Origin of the sequence: Olsenella sp. An285, assembly GCF_002159625.1 — a bacterium.
Taxonomy (GTDB): domain Bacteria; phylum Actinomycetota; class Coriobacteriia; order Coriobacteriales; family Atopobiaceae; genus Thermophilibacter; species Thermophilibacter avicola.
In genome coordinates, this window is record NZ_NFIZ01000003.1 from 44,802 (window position 1) to 60,593 (window position 15,792).

Sequence of the window (15,792 nt, forward strand, 5' to 3'; positions counted from 1 at the left end):
TCCCCGGCCGCGCCCCGAGACCCTCCGCCGTGCGTCATCCCACTCCAACGAGTGGGACAACAGCCTCCAAACCCCGATTTTCGCCACGTTCAGGCCCGTTCTTACGCCCGGCAGGGTGTAAGAACGCCCCGGCCTCCGCGACGGCCCCGCGACGCCGGTCGCCCACCCCCGGGACAGGCCCACGTTTCCCGCCAGTTTCCGGCGGGCGTCTCGCAGATGGCCGGCGGGAAACGCGCTCGTGGCGGGCGCGTAGCAACTTCGTCTCCGTTTTTCTCGATCCCCAAAACGCGTCGTAGACTCCCCGTGAAGTCAAGAGAGGGGAGCCCCATGGCACAGCACGGCCTCTACAGGGAGAGCTACGAGCACGACGCGTGCGGCATCGGCGCCATCGCGCACCTGCGCGGTCAGCGCAGCCACCAGACGCTCGACGACGCGCTCTCCGTCCTCGTGAACCTCGAGCACCGCGGCGGAAAGGGCCTCGAGCGCAACACCGGCGACGGCGCGGGCGTGCTCTTTCAGGTCCCGCACCGCTTCTTTCGCAAGGAGGCACAGAAGGAGGGCCAGCTCCTGCCGGACGAGGGCGACTACGGCGTGGCCATGCTCTTCTTCCCGCACGAGGACCCCGCCGGCGTGACGGCCGCGCGCCAGGTCTTCGAGCGGGGCTGCGCCGAGTGCGGCCTGCCGCTCATGTTCTGGCGCGAGGTCCCCGTTGACCCGCACGACCTGGGGTCCACGGCGCGCGCCTGCATGCCCACCATCCTCCAGGCGTTCCTGCGCCGCCCGGAGGACGTGGAGCGCGGCATGGACTTCGAGCGCAGGCTCTACGTCTGCCGGCGCACCATCGAGCGCGCGGCGGACGCCGAGCCGGCCCTCGCCGAGAAGATCTTCTACGTGTGCAGCATGTCCAGCCGCACGATCGTCTACAAGGGCATGCTGGTTGCCACGCAGATGCGCCGCTTCTACCTGGACCTCAACGACGCGGCGGTGGAGACCGCGCTGGCGCTCGTGCACTCGCGCTACTCCACCAACACCACGCCCAGCTGGGAGCGCGCGCACCCCAACCGCTACATCATCCACAACGGCGAGATCAACACGCTGCGCGGCAACGTCTCCTGGATCCGCGCCCGCGAGCCCATGCTCTACTCGCCCGTCCTGGGCGCCGACCTCGAGCGCGTGATGCCCATCATCAACCGCGAGGGCTCGGACTCCGCGATCCTGGACAACGTGCTCGAGTTCCTCACCATGAACGGGCGGCCGCTCGACCGCGCGGTCACGCTCATGATGCCCGAGCCCTGGGACAAGAACCCCGCGCTCGGCGAGAGGCGCCGCGCGTACGACGCCTACCAGTCCATGCTCATGGAGCCCTGGGACGGCCCGGCGGCGATCGTCTTCACGGACGGCCGCATGGTGGGGGCCGCGCTGGACAGGAACGGCCTGCGCCCGGCCCGCTACTACGTCACGAGGGACGAGCGGCTGATCCTGGCCTCCGAGGTGGGCACCATAGACGTGGACCCCGCCAACGTGCTGCGCGCCGGCTGCCTGGGCCCCGGCGAGATGCTCGAGGTCGACCCCTCCCAGGGCCGCGTGGTCTGGAACGACGAGATCCGCGACAGGCTCGCCAACGAGAAGCCCTATCGCGACTGGCTGGACGAGGAGACCGTCGACCTCGCCGACCTGACAGTTTGCTCAGGTCAAACTGTCAACTTGACAGATGGACCTGAGCAAACTGTCAACCCCGTGAGGATGGCGGCGCTCGGCTGGCACTACGACGACGTCGACGAGGTGGTGCGCCCCATGGCGGCCAAGGGCTCGGTGCCGCTGGCCTCCATGGGCACGGACGCTCCGCTCGCGTGCCTCTCCACCAAGACGCGCTCGTTCTTCGACTACTTCAACCAGCTCTTCGCGCAGGTGACCAACCCGCCCATCGACGCGCTGCGCGAGAGCATGGTCACGAGCACGGTGCTCTACCTCGGCAACCACGGCAACCTCCTCGAGGACTGCCGGGACACCTGCCGCCTGGTGCGCCTGCCGGGCCCCATGCTCTCGGACGACGACTTCCGCCGGATCTGCGGCATCGACCTCGTGGGCTTCCGCGTCGCGCACGTGCGGGCGGCGTACCCCCGTGCTGGAGGCGAGGGCGCCCTCGAGCGCGCCCTCGACGAGCTGGCCCGAGAGGTCGAGAAGAGCGTCCGCTCCGGGGCCAACATCGTGGTGGTCTCGGACCGCGCGGGGGAGGGAGAGGTGAGCGTGCCCTCGCTCCTGGCCCTGGGCTGCGTCCACAACCACCTCATCCGCTGCGGCCTGCGAACGCGCGCCGACCTCGTGGTGGAGACGGGCGACGCGCTCTCGGCGCACGACTTCGCGTGCCTCGTGTCCTTCTCGGCCTCCGCCATCCACCCCTACATGGCGCACGACTGCATCCGCGACCTCTGCGCCCGCGGCGAGCTCGACCTCTCTCCCGAGGAGGCGTGCGCGAGCTACGACCGCGCCGCCACGGCGGGGATCGTCTCGATCATGTCCAAGATGGGCATCTCCACCATGCAGGGCTACCACTCCGCGCAGATCTTCGAGATCCTGGGCCTCTCGGACGAGCTGGTGGAGCGCCACTTCACGTACACGGCCACGCGCGTGGGCGGCCTCACGGTGGCGGACCTCCAGCGCGAGCTCGACGCGCGCCACGACGCTGCGCTCGCGCTCGCCAAGGGCCCCGCGCCCGACCAGCTCCCCACGCTCGGCCTCACCAAGTGGCGCCCGGCGGGCGGCGAGGAGCACCTCATCGACCCGCAGGCCATCTACCTGCTGCAGCGCGCGTGCCGCGAGGGGGACTACGGGCTCTTCAGGGAGTTCTCCCGCTGGGTGCACCGCCCTGGCCGCGCCGTCACCCTGCGCGACCTCATGGACTTCTCGCCCTCGCGCCCGCCCGTGCCGCTGGAGGAGGTGGAGCCCGTGGAGAGCATCGTGCGGCGCTTCAACACGGGCGCGATGAGCTACGGCTCCATCAGTCGCGAGCAGCACGAGTGCCTGGCGATCGCCATGAATCGCCTGCACGGGCGCTCCAACACCGGCGAGGGCGGCGAGGACCCGGCGCGCGAGACGCCGCTGCCAAACGGGGACTCGCGCCGCTCGGCCATCAAGCAGGTGGCGTCCGGCCGCTTTGGCGTCACGAGCCGCTACCTGGTCTCGGCAGACGAGATCCAGATCAAGATGGCCCAGGGCGCCAAGCCCGGCGAGGGCGGCCACCTGCCCGGCAAGAAGGTCTACCCGTGGATCGCGGAGGTGCGCCAGTCCACGCCCGGCGTGGGCCTCATCTCCCCGCCGCCGCACCACGACATCTACTCGATCGAGGACCTGGCCGAGCTCATCTTTGACCTCAAGTGCGCCAACCCCGAGGCGCGCGTCTCCGTGAAGCTCTGCGCGCTCGCGGGCGTGGGCACCATCGCCACGGGCGTGGCCAAGGGCGGGGCCGACAAGATCTTGATCTCCGGGCACAACGGCGGCACCGGAGCAGCACCGCGCGACTCGATCTACCACGCGGGCATCCCGTTTGAGATCGGCCTCGCCGAGACCCAGCAGACGCTCCTTCGAAACGGCCTGCGCTCCCGCGTGGTGCTGGAGACGGACGGCAAGCTCATGAGCGGGCGCGACGTGGCGATGGCGGCGCTCCTGGGCGCCGAGGAGTTCGGCTTCGCCACCATGCCGCTCATAGCGTGCGGCTGCCTCATGCAGCGCGACTGCCAGCGCGACACCTGCCCGGCGGGCATCGCCACGCAGAACTGCCGCCTGCGCGGGCGCTTCTCGGGAAAGCCCGAGCACGTGGTGCGTTACATGACGTTCGTGGCGGAGGAGCTGCGCGAGATCATGGCGCAGCTGGGCTTCCGCACGGTGGAGGAGATGGTGGGGCACGCGGAGTGCCTGCGGCAGGTTCGAGTGGAGGGCGCGGCCAACTGGAAGGCCAACCGCCTGGACCTCTCCGACCTCCTGACGCCGGGCAGCTGCGAGTACGGCCGCGCCATCCCCGGGGCGGACTGCCCGCACTCCCTGCCCCAGATGGCGCCCGACCTGGAGCTCGACCGCACGCTGGACGCCACGCTCCTCGTGTCCCACACCGCGCCGGCGCGCGAGCACCTGGAGCCGGTGCGCTTCCGCGCGGACATAGACAACGTCAACCGCTGCGTGGGCACGCTCCTGGGCAGCCGCGTCACGCGCCGCCACCCGGAGGGCCTGCCCGAGGGCGCCATCACGGTCGACTGCGAGGGCTCCGCCGGTCAGAGCTTTGGCGCGTTCCTGCCGGCGGGCGTCACGCTGGGCGTGTCCGGCGACGCCAACGACTACTTTGGCAAGGGCCTCTCGGGCGGCGTGCTCGCGGTGCGTCCGCCGGAGGCGGCCACGTACAAGTTCGACGAGAACGTCATCGTGGGGAACGTGGCCTTCTACGGGGCCACGGGCGGCCGCGGCTTCGTGAACGGCCTCGCGGGGCAGCGCTTCTGCGTGCGCAACTCCGGCGCCACGGTGGTGGTCGAGGGCGTGGGCGCCCACGGGTGCGAGTACATGACCGGTGGGTGCGTGGTCGTGCTCGGCGAGGTGGGGCCCAACTTCGCCGCTGGAATGTCGGGCGGCGTGGCCTACGTCTACGACCGCTTTGGCACGCTCGAGCGCCGCTGCAACACGGAGCTCGTGGACCTCGTCCCGCCGGACGAGAAGGACCTCGAGCTCGTGAGGTCGCTGATCGAGGAGCACGTGCGGCGCACGCAGAGCCCGCGCGGCATCAAGATGCTCTACCAGTTCCAGAGCGCGAGCCTAAGCTTCGTGAAGGTGCTTCCGCGCGACTACGGGCGCGTGATGGCGCTCGTGCGCGAGGCGGAGGGCCGCGGGGCCAGCCGCGAGGAGGCCCTCGAGCTCGCGTTCGAGGCCATGAGGGAGGAGTAGACGATGGGCAAGCCCGGAGCATATCTCACGGTGGGCCGACGCGCCCACGCCCTGCGCCCGGTGGCGGAGCGCACCCGCGACTACGGGGAGCTTCACGAGCAGCTCTCGCCCGAGCTCCAGCGCGTCCAGGCGAGCCGCTGCATGATGTGCGGCGTGGCCTTCTGCCAGGCCGGCATTGGGTTTGGCGGCGCGCGCCCGAGCGGGTGCCCGCTCCACAACCTGATCCCCGAGTGGAACGACCTCGTCTTCCGCGGGCTCTGGCGCGAGGCGGTGGAGCGCCTGGCCATGACCTCGCCGCTGCCCGAGTTCACGAGCCGCGTGTGCCCGGCGCTCTGCGAGGCGGCGTGCAACCTGGGGTGCCACGACGAGCCTGAGACCATCCACGACAACGAGCGCGCGATCTCGGACTGGGAGTGGGCGCACGGCGGGCCGCGGAGGTTCGCGCCGGCGGCTCCGGACGCCCCGCGCGTGGCCGTGGTGGGGTCCGGCCCTGCGGGCCTCGCCGCGGCCTGGGAGCTCGCGCGCCGCGGCGCCCGCGTGACGGTGGTCGAGCGCGCGGACCGCGCGGGCGGGCTCCTCATGTACGGCATTCCCAACATGAAGCTCGAGAAGCAGGTGGTGGAGCGGCGCGTGCGCCTCATGGAGGAGCTTGGGATCGAGTTTCGCCTGGACACGGACGCTGCCGAGAAGAACGTGGCCTCGGGGCTCCTCGCGGATTTCGATGCCGTGGTGGTGGCCGCGGGCGCGCGCCGGCCGCGCGGCCTCGCGGCGGCGGGCTTCGAGGCGGGCCTCGCCTCGGGCGGCGTGGTCTTTGCCGTGGACTACCTCACGGCGTCCACCCGCGCGCTCCTCGACGGCGGCGAGCCCGCGGTGAGCGCCGAGGGCCTCGACGTGGTGGTCATCGGCGGAGGGGACACGGGCAACGACTGCCTGGGCACCGCGGTGCGCCAGGGCGCGCGCTCCTTGGCCCAGCTCGAGTTCCTGCCGCGCCCGGCGGACCCGGCGGCCCCGGGGGCCGTGCGCTGGCCCGAGTGGCCGAGCGTCTGCAAGACCGACTACGGCCAGGAGGAGGCCATCGCCCTCATGGGCGGCGAGATGCGCCAGTGGGCGGCCGACACCCGCGAGGTCCTTCTCGACGCCGCGGGCGCGGTGCGCGGGATCGTGGTTGCCGACGTCGACTGGTCGGGCGGCTCGCCCGCGCCCGTGAAGGGGAGCGAGCGGGAGATCCCGGCGCAGCTCGTGCTCGTGGCGTGCGGCTTCACGGGGCCGGAGCGCGACGTACTCGACGCCCTGGGCGCAGCGGTGGGCGAGCTCGGGCTGCCCGCGTGCGAGCCCGGGACGCACCGCGCGGGAGACCGGGTCTTCATGGCGGGCGACGCGCGGACGGGGTCGTCCCTCGTGGTGAGCGCCATCGCGGACGCCATGGCCTGCGCGGGCGAGGTCGCCGCAGAGCTGGGGCTCTAGCCATGGACGGCGGGCGACTCATGCTCGGCGCGGGCGAGCGTCCCGGCGCCGCCGAGAAGGGCGACGCGGGCGGTATCGTCTGGCTGGAGAATGGCGAGGAGCGCGCGTTCGAGCCGCTCCCCGAGCTCAGGAGGCCCTGGCTGGAGGAGTCGTCCGCCTGGGGCGCGGGGCCCGAGAGCGATCCCAGGGCGGACGGGCCGTCGGACGACTCGCCCGATCCCCCGGAGCTCATCTGGCTGTAGCCCGGCGGTCGTGGCTGTGGCGATGGCGCGGCGTGGGGTGGCCCGGTCTTGGGCCTGTCCGGACGGTCCGGCGGGCGGAAACGTCCGCCCGCGCCCAGGACCGGACGGCTGGACGGCGCGCCCGTTCTTCTCGCCAGATGAGGTTAGTCGTCCGTCCCGGGACGACCGGCATAGTTGAGCCCGCCCACCAGACGGCGCAGCTCGGCCTCGCGCCTGCGGACGAGCGCCTCGGCGAGCGCGGGATAGGCGAGGCGCGCCTCGTCAAAGAGGTCGGCCACGCTCTCGTGGCGCACCTCCCCGGTGAAGGGGTCCTCCCAGGGGCGGCACTCGAGGTTGGCGGCGGGGCACTCGTTGCTGCGTCGCACGTAGTGGGCCATGGCCTCCGCGCGCGAGACGCCGCGGGCCATGCGCTCCACGGTGCCGGCGGCGCGCGAGAGCGCGGAGCGGGCAGGGTCTATGAGGCGGTAGAGGCGCTCGTAGTCGCGCACGCTGGAAACGTACTCGCGCGCGCTCACGGGCACGCCAAAGACGGCGAGCGCCATCTGCGAGAAGAGCGCGCCGCCCACGTGCTCGATGCGCTCCGTGCGCATGAGGTTGTCCGCGGCGGGCCGCTCCTCCACGGTGGCGCTGCAGCGCTCCCACAAGATCCAGGAGTCGATGTCGGACTCAATGAGCGCGTGCACCTCGCCGGAGGCTCCCTCCAGGCTGGGGTCCGCCGCGCAGAGCGCGCGCTGCTGGGAGACCACGAAGGGGTGGACGGCGCGGTCGAGCACGTAGTGACCGAGCAGGCCCAGCACGAAGGCGCGGCCGACGCGCTCGTCGGCCGGGGGCAGGTGGCTCACGCCGTCCCGCAGCGTCATGAACGCGCGCGTGACCCGACCGCTCTGGATCGTGGCGGCAAGCGAGTGGGTGCGCGCCGCGAGCGAGGGCAGCGTGGAGAAGCGCGCGAAGAGCGGGTCGGGGCCCTGGTTGCCCAGCAGGAAGGCGAGCAGCTCCTCCTCGCCCGAGACGACGTCCGCGGGCAGGGACTGAGCGACGACCTCGCCAAAGACGTGGTGCGTGATGATAGCGGGCATGCGCGCTCCTTTCTCGGCAACGTGACTAGGTTAGCACGCACGCGGGGGAGTAAAGTGACTCCGGAAGGACGTTGAGCAACGTTTTGAGGAGGACCCGTGATTCGCAAGGACCGCGAGATAACCGACCGCGCCGCGCAGCTCGCCATCATGGGCGCGTGCGACGTCTGCCGCGTGTGCCTCAACGGGATGGACGGCTATCCCTACGTGGTGCCGCTCAACTTTGGCGAGGAGGTCTCCGGCGACGACGTGACGCTCTACTTCCACAGCGCCCGCCGCGGGCAGAAGCTCGACCTCATCGCCCGCGACCCGCGTGCGACCTTCGAGATGGACTGCGACCACGAGCTCATCTTCTACAGCGAGCGCATGGACTGCACGATGGGCTATCGCAGCGTCATCGGGCGCGGCACGATCGAGGTGGTGTCGGACGAGGAGGAGAGGCTCCACGGCCTGCGCGTCCTCATGCGCCACTACCACGCCGAGGACTTCGACTTCTCCCTCAAGCTGCTGCCCGCGACCACGGTGCTGCGCCTGCGCGTGGAGTCGATGACCGGCAAGCGCCGCAACAACGATCGCCCCGACGCGCTCCGCTGGGTGCCGCCGGCGCGCTGAGCCCCGCTCCAGGAACGAGACCTTGGGTTCTTGCATGGGAGGGGCGTGCTCGGGTGGCGCTCTCATTGGGCTGGGGTGTCAATATCGACCCGCGATTGGGTAACCTGGCGCCCGCGCGCTCTCGAACTGGCGCGCTTTGTCACAAACCGGGAACGATTGGGCATAAGGCTTTATATATTATTTTGACATTATCAACTATGTTGCCCAATCGCCTAGAGAAACTGGCGTAGGGGGCAGGGAAGGCTGCCAAATAGCATCCGTCTGTGCCCGGAGGGCATCGGTTGCATCAAGCCTTGTGCCCAATCGCCCGGGATTATCGCGGATCCGCCCGACGGGATGCCGTGCGCGGGTCCCCGCGGCGCGCCGTCGGGTCGGGAAGAACCATCGAGAAGAACCGTCAGGCCGAGAAGGACGCGCGCCCGCGGCTACCCCTCGAAGCCGGCGTCCTCCAGAAGCGCGGAGCCGTCCGCCGCGGCGGTGGCGAGCTCGTCGCAGCGCTCGTTCTGCGGGTGGCCCGCGTGGCCCTTCACCCAGACCCACGTCACGTCGTGCGGTGCCGCGGCGGCAATGAGCCGCTGCCAGAGGTCCACGTTCTTCACGGGCTGCTTGCTCGCGGTCTTCCACCCGCGCCGCTGCCAGCCCGGAATCCACCCCTTGTTGAAGGCGTTCACCACGTACTGGGAGTCCGTCGTCATGGTGACGGCGCAGGGGCGGCGCAGCGCCTCGAGAGCGGCGATGGCGCCCATGAGCTCCATGCGGTTGTTGGTGGTGCGCCGGTAGCCGGCGGAGAGCTCGCGCTCGTGCGCGCGGCCGTCCGGCCCCACGTAGCGCAGGACCGCGCCGTAGCCACCCGGACCGGGGTTGCCGCGGGACGAGCCGTCCGACCACGCCTCAACCTGCATTCTGTAAATTGGGGACTGTCCCCAATTAACAGAGTCGTCGTGCTCCCGCGCGAATTCCTCCCAGCTCGTCACTACTTGGCCTCCGCCCAGTTGCTGCCGTAGGAGACCTCGGCAAGGAGCGGCACGCGCAGCGTGACCACGCCCTCCATGGTCTCGCGCACGAGCGCGCTCACGGCCTCGAGCTCGGCCTCGGGGACCTCGAGGTCCAGCTCGTCGTGAATCTGCAGCACGAGCTTGGCGGCGAGGTCTTCCTCGTGCAGGCGCTCGGCCACGCGCACCATGGCGATCTTGATGATGTCCGCCGCGGTGCCCTGCATGGGGTGGTTCATGGCCGTGCGCTCGCCAAAGGCCACGAGCTGGCGGTTCTTCTGCTTGAACTCGCGAATGTGACGCTTGCGGCCAAAGAGGGTCTCGGCGTAGCCCAGCTCGTGGGCGCGGCGGACGGCGTCGTCCAGAAACGCTCGTACGCCGGGGTAGGCCTCGAAGTAGCGGTCGATCATCTCCTGGGCCTCGGCACGGGGAATCTTGAGGGAGGTGGCCAGGCCAAAGGCCTGCTGGCCGTAGACGATGCCAAAGTTCACGGCCTTGGCGCGGCTGCGAAGCTGTGGCGTGACCTCCTCCACGGGCACGCCAAATACGCGCGCCGCCGTGGCGGCGTGGAAGTCGGCGCCCTCGCAGAAGGCGGCGATGAGGTGCTCGTCCCCGGAGAGGTGGGCGAGCAGGCGCAGCTCGATCTGCGAGTAGTCGCAGGCGAGAAACACGCTGCCCTCGGGCACGGTGAAGGCCTGGCGCACGCGGTGCCCCAGCTCGGAGCGGGTGGGGATGTTCTGGAGGTTGGGGTCCGAGCTCGAGAGGCGCCCGGTGGCCGTCACCGTCTGGTTGAGCGTGGTGTGGATGCGCCCGTCGCCGGCCACGAGGGCGGGGAGGGCGTCGAGGTAGGTGGACTTGATCTTGGCGCGCTCGCGGTACTCGAGGACCTCCGCCACGATGGCGTGGTGCGCCGCGAGGTCGCCCAGGACCTTGGCGTTGGTGGAGTAGAAGCCGCGCTTGGTGCGCTTGAGGCCGTAGGTGGGCAGGCCCAGCACGTCAAAGAGCACGTGGGAGAGCTGCTGCGGGGAGTCGATGTTGAAGTCCTCGCCGGCCTCGGCGTGGATCTTCTCCACCATGGCGTCGATCTCGGTGCCGAGCTCGGCGGACTGGGCGGCAAGGACCCCCGTGTCGACGCCCAGGCCCAGGCGCTCCATCTCCGCCAGCACGGGCAGGAGCGGCATCTCCATGTCGTCGAAGAGCCCGGCGGAGCCGTCCTTCTCGAGGCGCTCGCGCAGCACGGGCACGAGGCGCGCCGAGCAGACGGCGTCGAGCGCCGCGGCGGGCAGCTCCTCGGTGGGCTCGGGAAGCGCGTCGGCGAGGTAGGCCTCGGCGAGCTCGGGCACGGCGAAGCCGCCGCGCTCGGAGTCGAGCAGGTAGGCGGCAACGCCCACGTCGAAGACGCGCGCCGGGTCCACCTCGCGCGGGGAGAGCGCCTCGGGCACGGAGGAGTCCGCGGGCGAGAGCACGTGCAGGAGCGCCTTGACGTCGCCGGCGGCCAGGCGGCCCTCGCGGAAGAGCCGCGCGAGCGCGTCGTCCGCGGCGTCGCCCTCGATGCGGCAGATCTTCTCGCCGGTGGAGGCCCACAGCACGTGGGAGAGGCCAAAGAGCGCGCCCTCGGCGCGGTCGTCGTCCATCGCGACGCCCACCCAGGCGCCCCGCGCGACGGCATCCTCGAGGGCTGCGGCGGCCTCGTCCCCCGTGACGGGGGCGGGAAGCTCGACGGCCGTCGCCGGAGCCGCCTCCTCGGGCATCGCGGCCCGGGCGGCCGCCACCGCGTCCTCTCCTGCCAGGCGCACGAGGCGCGAGGTCATGCCCGTGAAGCCCAGCGCGGAGAAGGCGCGCGCCACCTCGGCGGGGTCGAAGGTGGGGAAGCGCGCGTCGGAGAGGTCGAGCTCGATCGGCGCGTCGGTGCGGATGGTGGCCACCCTGCGGGAGACCAGGGCGTCGTCGATGTGCGCGCGCAGGTTCTCGCCCATCTTGCCCTTGACCTCGTCCGCATGGGCGATGACCTCGTCGAGGCTGCCGTACTGCACGATGAGCGCCGCGGCCTTCTTGGGGCCGATGCCCGGCACGCCGGGGATGTTGTCCGAGGTGTCGCCCTTGAGGCCGTAGAAGTCCGGCACGAGCTCGGGCGTGATGCCGTGGTAGAGGTCCTCCACGGTGGTGGGGTCCATGATCGTGACGTCCGTGACGCCCTTCTTGGTGGAGACGATCTTCACGTGCTCGGTGGTGAGCTGGTACATGTCGCGGTCGCCGGTGAAGAGGAGCATGGTGTAGCCGGCCGCCTCGCCGCGCCGGGCGAGCGTCCCCAGGATGTCGTCGCCCTCCCAGCCCTCGAGCTCGGCCACGGGCACGTCCAGCGCGCCGAGGAGCTCCTTCACCATGGGGAACTGCTCGTGGAGCGCCGGGTCCATGGGCGGGCGCTGGGCCTTGTACTGCGGGAGCATCTCCATGCGCACGCGCGGCTTGCCCTTGTCGAAGGCGCAGATCACGCCGTCCGGGCGGAACGTGTCCACCATCTTGATGAACATGTTGAAGAACCCGAAGAGCGCGTTGGTTGAGCGACCGTCCGGCGCGTTCATGGGCTGGCGGATGGCGTGGAACGCGCGGTGCATGAGGGAGTTTCCGTCGATGACGGCGATGGTGCGGGCGGCAGTGTCGACCATGGGGGTCCTCTCGTCTCTGGTGTCGTCTCATTGTAGGCGAGAAGAACCCGCTCGGTGCGGCGCCGTCCACGACGCGAGGTTCTTCTCGCCCGGCGTGTCAAACGTTGCAGGCAGAGGTTCTTTTCTCAGCATCTCTTGATGGACATGAGCCGGGAGGTAAACTTCTTTCTCAAGACATCTACTACCTGTGACGTTTACACGTATGAAACGGTGCGTCCGCCCTGTCACAGGACGGCTCCACGCCCGCAACGCAAACGCCCCGCGAGCTTCACGCGAGGGCAACGGTCGTGAAATAATGGCCCCGTAAAGTAATCCGCCGTAAGCCACAACGCCAAGAGAAGGGGCGCACATGGGCAAGGACAGGGTCTCACAGGAGTACGGCAGCCTGCTCTTCACGGACGCGGTGATGCAGGAGCGGCTCCCCAAGCCTACGTACAAGGAGCTTCGCCAGGTCATCGACGACGGAGCGCCGCTCGACCTCGACATCGCCAACGAGGTCGCGCACGCGATGAAGGAGTGGGCGCTCGAGAAGGGCGCCACGCACTTCGCGCACTGGTTCCAGCCGCTCACGGGCATCACGTCCGAGAAGCACGACAGCTTCCTCACGCCCATCGACGACGGTACGATCCTCATGTCCTTCTCGGGCAAGGAGCTCGTCCAGGGCGAGCCGGACGCCTCGAGCTTCCCGAGTGGCGGCCTGCGCGCCACCTTCGAGGCGCGCGGCTACACCGCCTGGGATCCCACGAGCCCGGCCTTCATCAAGGACGAGGTCCTCTGCATCCCCACCGCCTTCGTCTCTTACACCGGCGAGGCGCTCGACAAGAAGACGCCGCTGCTGCGCTCGCAGGTGGCGCTCGAGACGCAGGCCAAGCGCGTGCTCGCCCTCTTTGGCCGCGAGCCCAAGCGCGTCTTCACCACCATCGGCCCCGAGCAGGAGTACTTCCTCGTGCGCGAGGAGGACTACGAGAAGCGCCCCGACCTCATCTACTGCGGTCGCACGCTCTTTGGCTGCGAGCCGGTCAAGGGCCAGGAGCTCGAGGAGCACTACTTCGGCGCCATCCGCCCCACGGTCAACGACTTCATGAAGGAGGTCGATGACGAGCTCTGGAAGCTCGGCATCCCCGTCAAGACCAAGCACAACGAGGTCGCGCCCGCCCAGCACGAGCTCGCGCCGATCTTCGAGCAGGGCTCGCTCGCCATCGACGACAACCTCCTCACGATGGAGAAGCTCAAGCTCATGGCCACCCACCACGGCCTGGCCTGCCTCGAGCACGAGAAGCCCTTCGAGTACGTGAACGGCTCCGGCAAGCACAACAACTGGTCCATCTGCGCCGACGGCAAGAACCTGCTGGAGCCTGGCGCGGTTCCCTCCGAGAACCTGCAGTTCCTCGTGTTCCTCGCCGCGCTCGTCGCCGCCGTCGACGAGCACGCCGACCTGCTGCGCGCCTCCGTGGCATCCGCGGGCAACGACCACCGCCTCGGCGCCAACGAGGCGCCGCCCGCGATCATCTCGGTCTTCCTGGGCGACCAGCTCCATGAGATCGTCGAGGCCCTCATCAACAAGGAGGAGCCCGAGGTCCACGAGGCCGAGCGCATGGACCTGGGCGTCCCCGCGCTGCCTGACCTCCTGCGCGACTCTACGGACCGCAACCGCACCTCGCCCTTCGCCTTCACGGGCAACAAGTTCGAGTTCCGCATGTGCGGCAGCCAGCAGAACCTGGCCGATCCCAACGTTGTCCTCAACACCGCCGTGGCCGAGCAGTGCGACCGCTTTGCCACCAAGCTCGAGGGCAAGACGGGCGACGAGTTCACCAACCTCGCCCTGCGCTGGGTGCGCCACACCCTGCGCGACCACCAGCGCGTGCTCTTCGAGGGCAACGGCTACTCCGAGGAGTGGGAGCAGGAGGCGGAGCGCCGCGGGCTTCCCAACCTCAAGACCACGCCGGACGCGCTGCCGTGCATGGTCAAGCCCGAGAACGTGGCGTTCTACCAGAAGTACCACGTCCTCAACGAGGCGGAGATCCACGCGCGCTACGTCTCCAAGGCCGAGCAGTACGCCAAGCTCCTCAACATCGAGGCCAACACCATGGTCTACATGGCCACCAACCTCTACCTGCCCGCGCTCTCCGAGTTCTCCGGCGACCTGGCCTCCACCGTGGCCACCAAGGCCGAGATTGGCATCGAGAGCCCGGTGGAGAAGGAGCTCGTGCGCACGCTGACCGACGGCGTCGCCGCCATCCACGAGGCGGCCATCGACCTCGAGGCCAACAACGCCGCGGCGCACGCGGTCGAGGACCCGCAGGAACAGTGCAACGCCTACCGCGACAACGTCCTTCCCTCCATGGAGCACCTGCGCTCCTGCGTCGACGCAATGGAGAAGGTATGCGGCGCCGAGTACTGGCCCGTGCCCACCTACAACGAGCTTCTGTTCTGGGTGTAGCGCCGGCCGACTAGCCCGCCGACACGAAGAATCCCACGTCGCCGCCCCGTCCCGGTCTCCCGGGCGGGGCGGTTTTGTGCGGCGGGGGCATGCCGTGGCAGGGGGGCACCGCGGGTGACGTTGCCCCGCCAGAATCGGGCGCGATTGGGCGACATCCTTGATGCCGGCGGGGACCCGGCATCAAGGATGTCGCCCAATCCCCGGGCGATTCTGGCGGATTTGGGCGCCCGACGGTTCTTCTCGCCCTCCAGGGGCTCCGGGGCATCAAGGGTTTTGCCCAATCGGGACGGCCTTCTGACAAAGGCGCGACCTCGCGGAACGCAGGGGAGGGCACATACCCAATGGGACGGGTTTTCTGGCAGCGAAGGGGGACAGGCGCCGCCGCCGGCGGGCGTTCGCGGTGGCCTACGCGTCGGCCTCGTTGAGGCGCGCGACGATTCTGGGCAGCTCGCGCGCGAACTCCTCCATCGACCCGCGCCACGCGGCGTCGCGCGGCCGCGCGTGGCCGACGTACGCCGTGCGCAGCCCGCAGTCCGTGCGGACGATGTCGCGGCGGGCGTCGTTGCCCACCATGAGGCACTCGTCGAGGCGCACGCCCAGCTGGTTGGCGAACTCCTGGTAGTAGCGCACGCTCGGCTTGCATCGCGTGGAGTTCGAGTAGGTGGACACGAGCGCGAAGTCGTCCGCGCCCACGCCGGCCCAGCCCATGCGCGCCCGGTCGCAGGCGAGCGAGAAGGTGGGGTTGGTGGCGAGCGCGCACGTGAGGCCGGAGGACCACACCGCGTCGATCGCCCTCCTTGCCCCCTCGACCGGGCGCGCCCCCACGACGCCGTCGGAGAACCCCGGCACGATCTCACGCTCGTAGTAGTCCACGAGGTCGTGGATTGCGGGGTCGTCGAGCGGGATGCCGCAGGTCGAGAAGAACGTCTGGTTGAAGAGCTGCTCGTTGGTGAGGGAGTCCTGACGGTCCTGGGAGTCGATCGCGAGGAAGCTCCGCACGTAGGGGAGGCCGAGGGAGGCCGGGCTCACGCGGGCGGCCTCGCCGAGGAGCCGCGCGGCACCGGCGACGTAGCGCGCGATGAACGCAGTGAGGTTGAGCCTCAGCAGCGTGTCGTCCAGATCGAAGAGCACGGCGCGTATCACGGTTCCTCCCTCCTGTGCACGTAACGCGTTTTGCGGAGCCATCCAGAAAAAATAATAGATACCCAAGCCTGTCGCTTGAAATACACACTCAAAAAAGGCTACCCTATTCTCCGTGTGAGCACAGGGCTCGCACAACCGTATCTGTCGGCCCCCGAGAGCATGTAAGTTTCCACGTAGACGCCACGATTCCTAGGCACTGCAGGCAGCGACCATGACGACCGGGGCCCCGTTGTT

At 69.9% G+C, this 15,792-nt stretch carries 9 protein-coding genes; 5 read left to right on the forward strand and 4 right to left on the reverse strand.

Annotated elements, in window-relative coordinates:
- Nucleotides 1-327 precede the first annotated feature (327 nt).
- Genes gltB through B5F79_RS02860 form a run of 3 tightly spaced genes read left to right on the forward strand, consistent with a single transcriptional unit; the run spans nt 328 to nt 6,632 of the window.
- The gene (gene gltB / locus B5F79_RS02850; RefSeq protein WP_087217398.1) at nt 328-4,926 is read left to right on the forward strand and encodes a glutamate synthase large subunit; all 4,599 of its coding nucleotides are present in this window, start codon (nt 328-330) and stop codon (nt 4,924-4,926) included.
- A gap of 3 nt (nt 4,927-4,929) precedes the next feature.
- Nucleotides 4,930-6,390, forward strand: a complete 1,461-nt coding sequence (locus tag B5F79_RS02855; RefSeq protein WP_087217399.1) for a glutamate synthase subunit beta — start codon at nt 4,930-4,932, stop codon at nt 6,388-6,390.
- Nucleotides 6,391-6,392: 2 nt separating this feature from the next.
- Nucleotides 6,393-6,632 (forward strand): hypothetical protein, encoded by a 240-nt coding sequence (locus tag B5F79_RS02860; protein WP_087217400.1) that lies wholly within the window; start codon nt 6,393-6,395, stop codon nt 6,630-6,632.
- 143 nt (nt 6,633-6,775) lie between these two features.
- Here B5F79_RS02860 and B5F79_RS02865 read toward each other — a convergent pair whose 3' ends face one another.
- Complete coding sequence (locus B5F79_RS02865) at nt 6,776-7,708, reverse strand: zinc dependent phospholipase C family protein (RefSeq protein ID WP_087217401.1); 933 nt, start codon at nt 7,706-7,708, stop codon at nt 6,776-6,778.
- Between the two features lie 96 nt (nt 7,709-7,804).
- Here B5F79_RS02865 and B5F79_RS02870 point away from each other — a divergent pair, with 96 nt between their 5' ends.
- A complete protein-coding gene (locus tag B5F79_RS02870; protein WP_087217402.1) occupies nt 7,805-8,317 on the forward strand; it encodes a pyridoxamine 5'-phosphate oxidase family protein in 513 nt (170 codons plus the stop codon).
- A gap of 425 nt (nt 8,318-8,742) precedes the next feature.
- Here the strand turns inward: B5F79_RS02870 and rnhA are convergent, their stop codons facing one another.
- A complete protein-coding gene (rnhA, locus tag B5F79_RS02875) occupies nt 8,743-9,219 on the reverse strand; it encodes a ribonuclease HI (protein WP_087217403.1) in 477 nt (158 codons plus the stop codon).
- A gap of 71 nt (nt 9,220-9,290) precedes the next feature.
- The gene (gene polA, locus B5F79_RS02880; protein WP_087217404.1) at nt 9,291-11,975 is read right to left on the reverse strand and encodes a DNA polymerase I; all 2,685 of its coding nucleotides are present in this window, start codon (nt 11,973-11,975) and stop codon (nt 9,291-9,293) included.
- Nucleotides 11,976-12,324: 349 nt separating this feature from the next.
- On the opposite strand from polA, the gene B5F79_RS02885 reads away from it, so the two are divergent.
- Nucleotides 12,325-14,415, forward strand: a complete 2,091-nt coding sequence (locus B5F79_RS02885) for a glutamine synthetase III family protein (protein WP_087217405.1) — start codon at nt 12,325-12,327, stop codon at nt 14,413-14,415.
- A 405-nt stretch (nt 14,416-14,820) separates the two neighbouring features.
- On the opposite strand, the gene B5F79_RS02890 is transcribed toward B5F79_RS02885, so the two are convergent.
- A complete protein-coding gene (locus tag B5F79_RS02890; RefSeq protein ID WP_087217406.1) occupies nt 14,821-15,558 on the reverse strand; it encodes an HAD family hydrolase in 738 nt (245 codons plus the stop codon).
- Between the last annotated feature and the right edge of the window lie 234 nt (nt 15,559-15,792).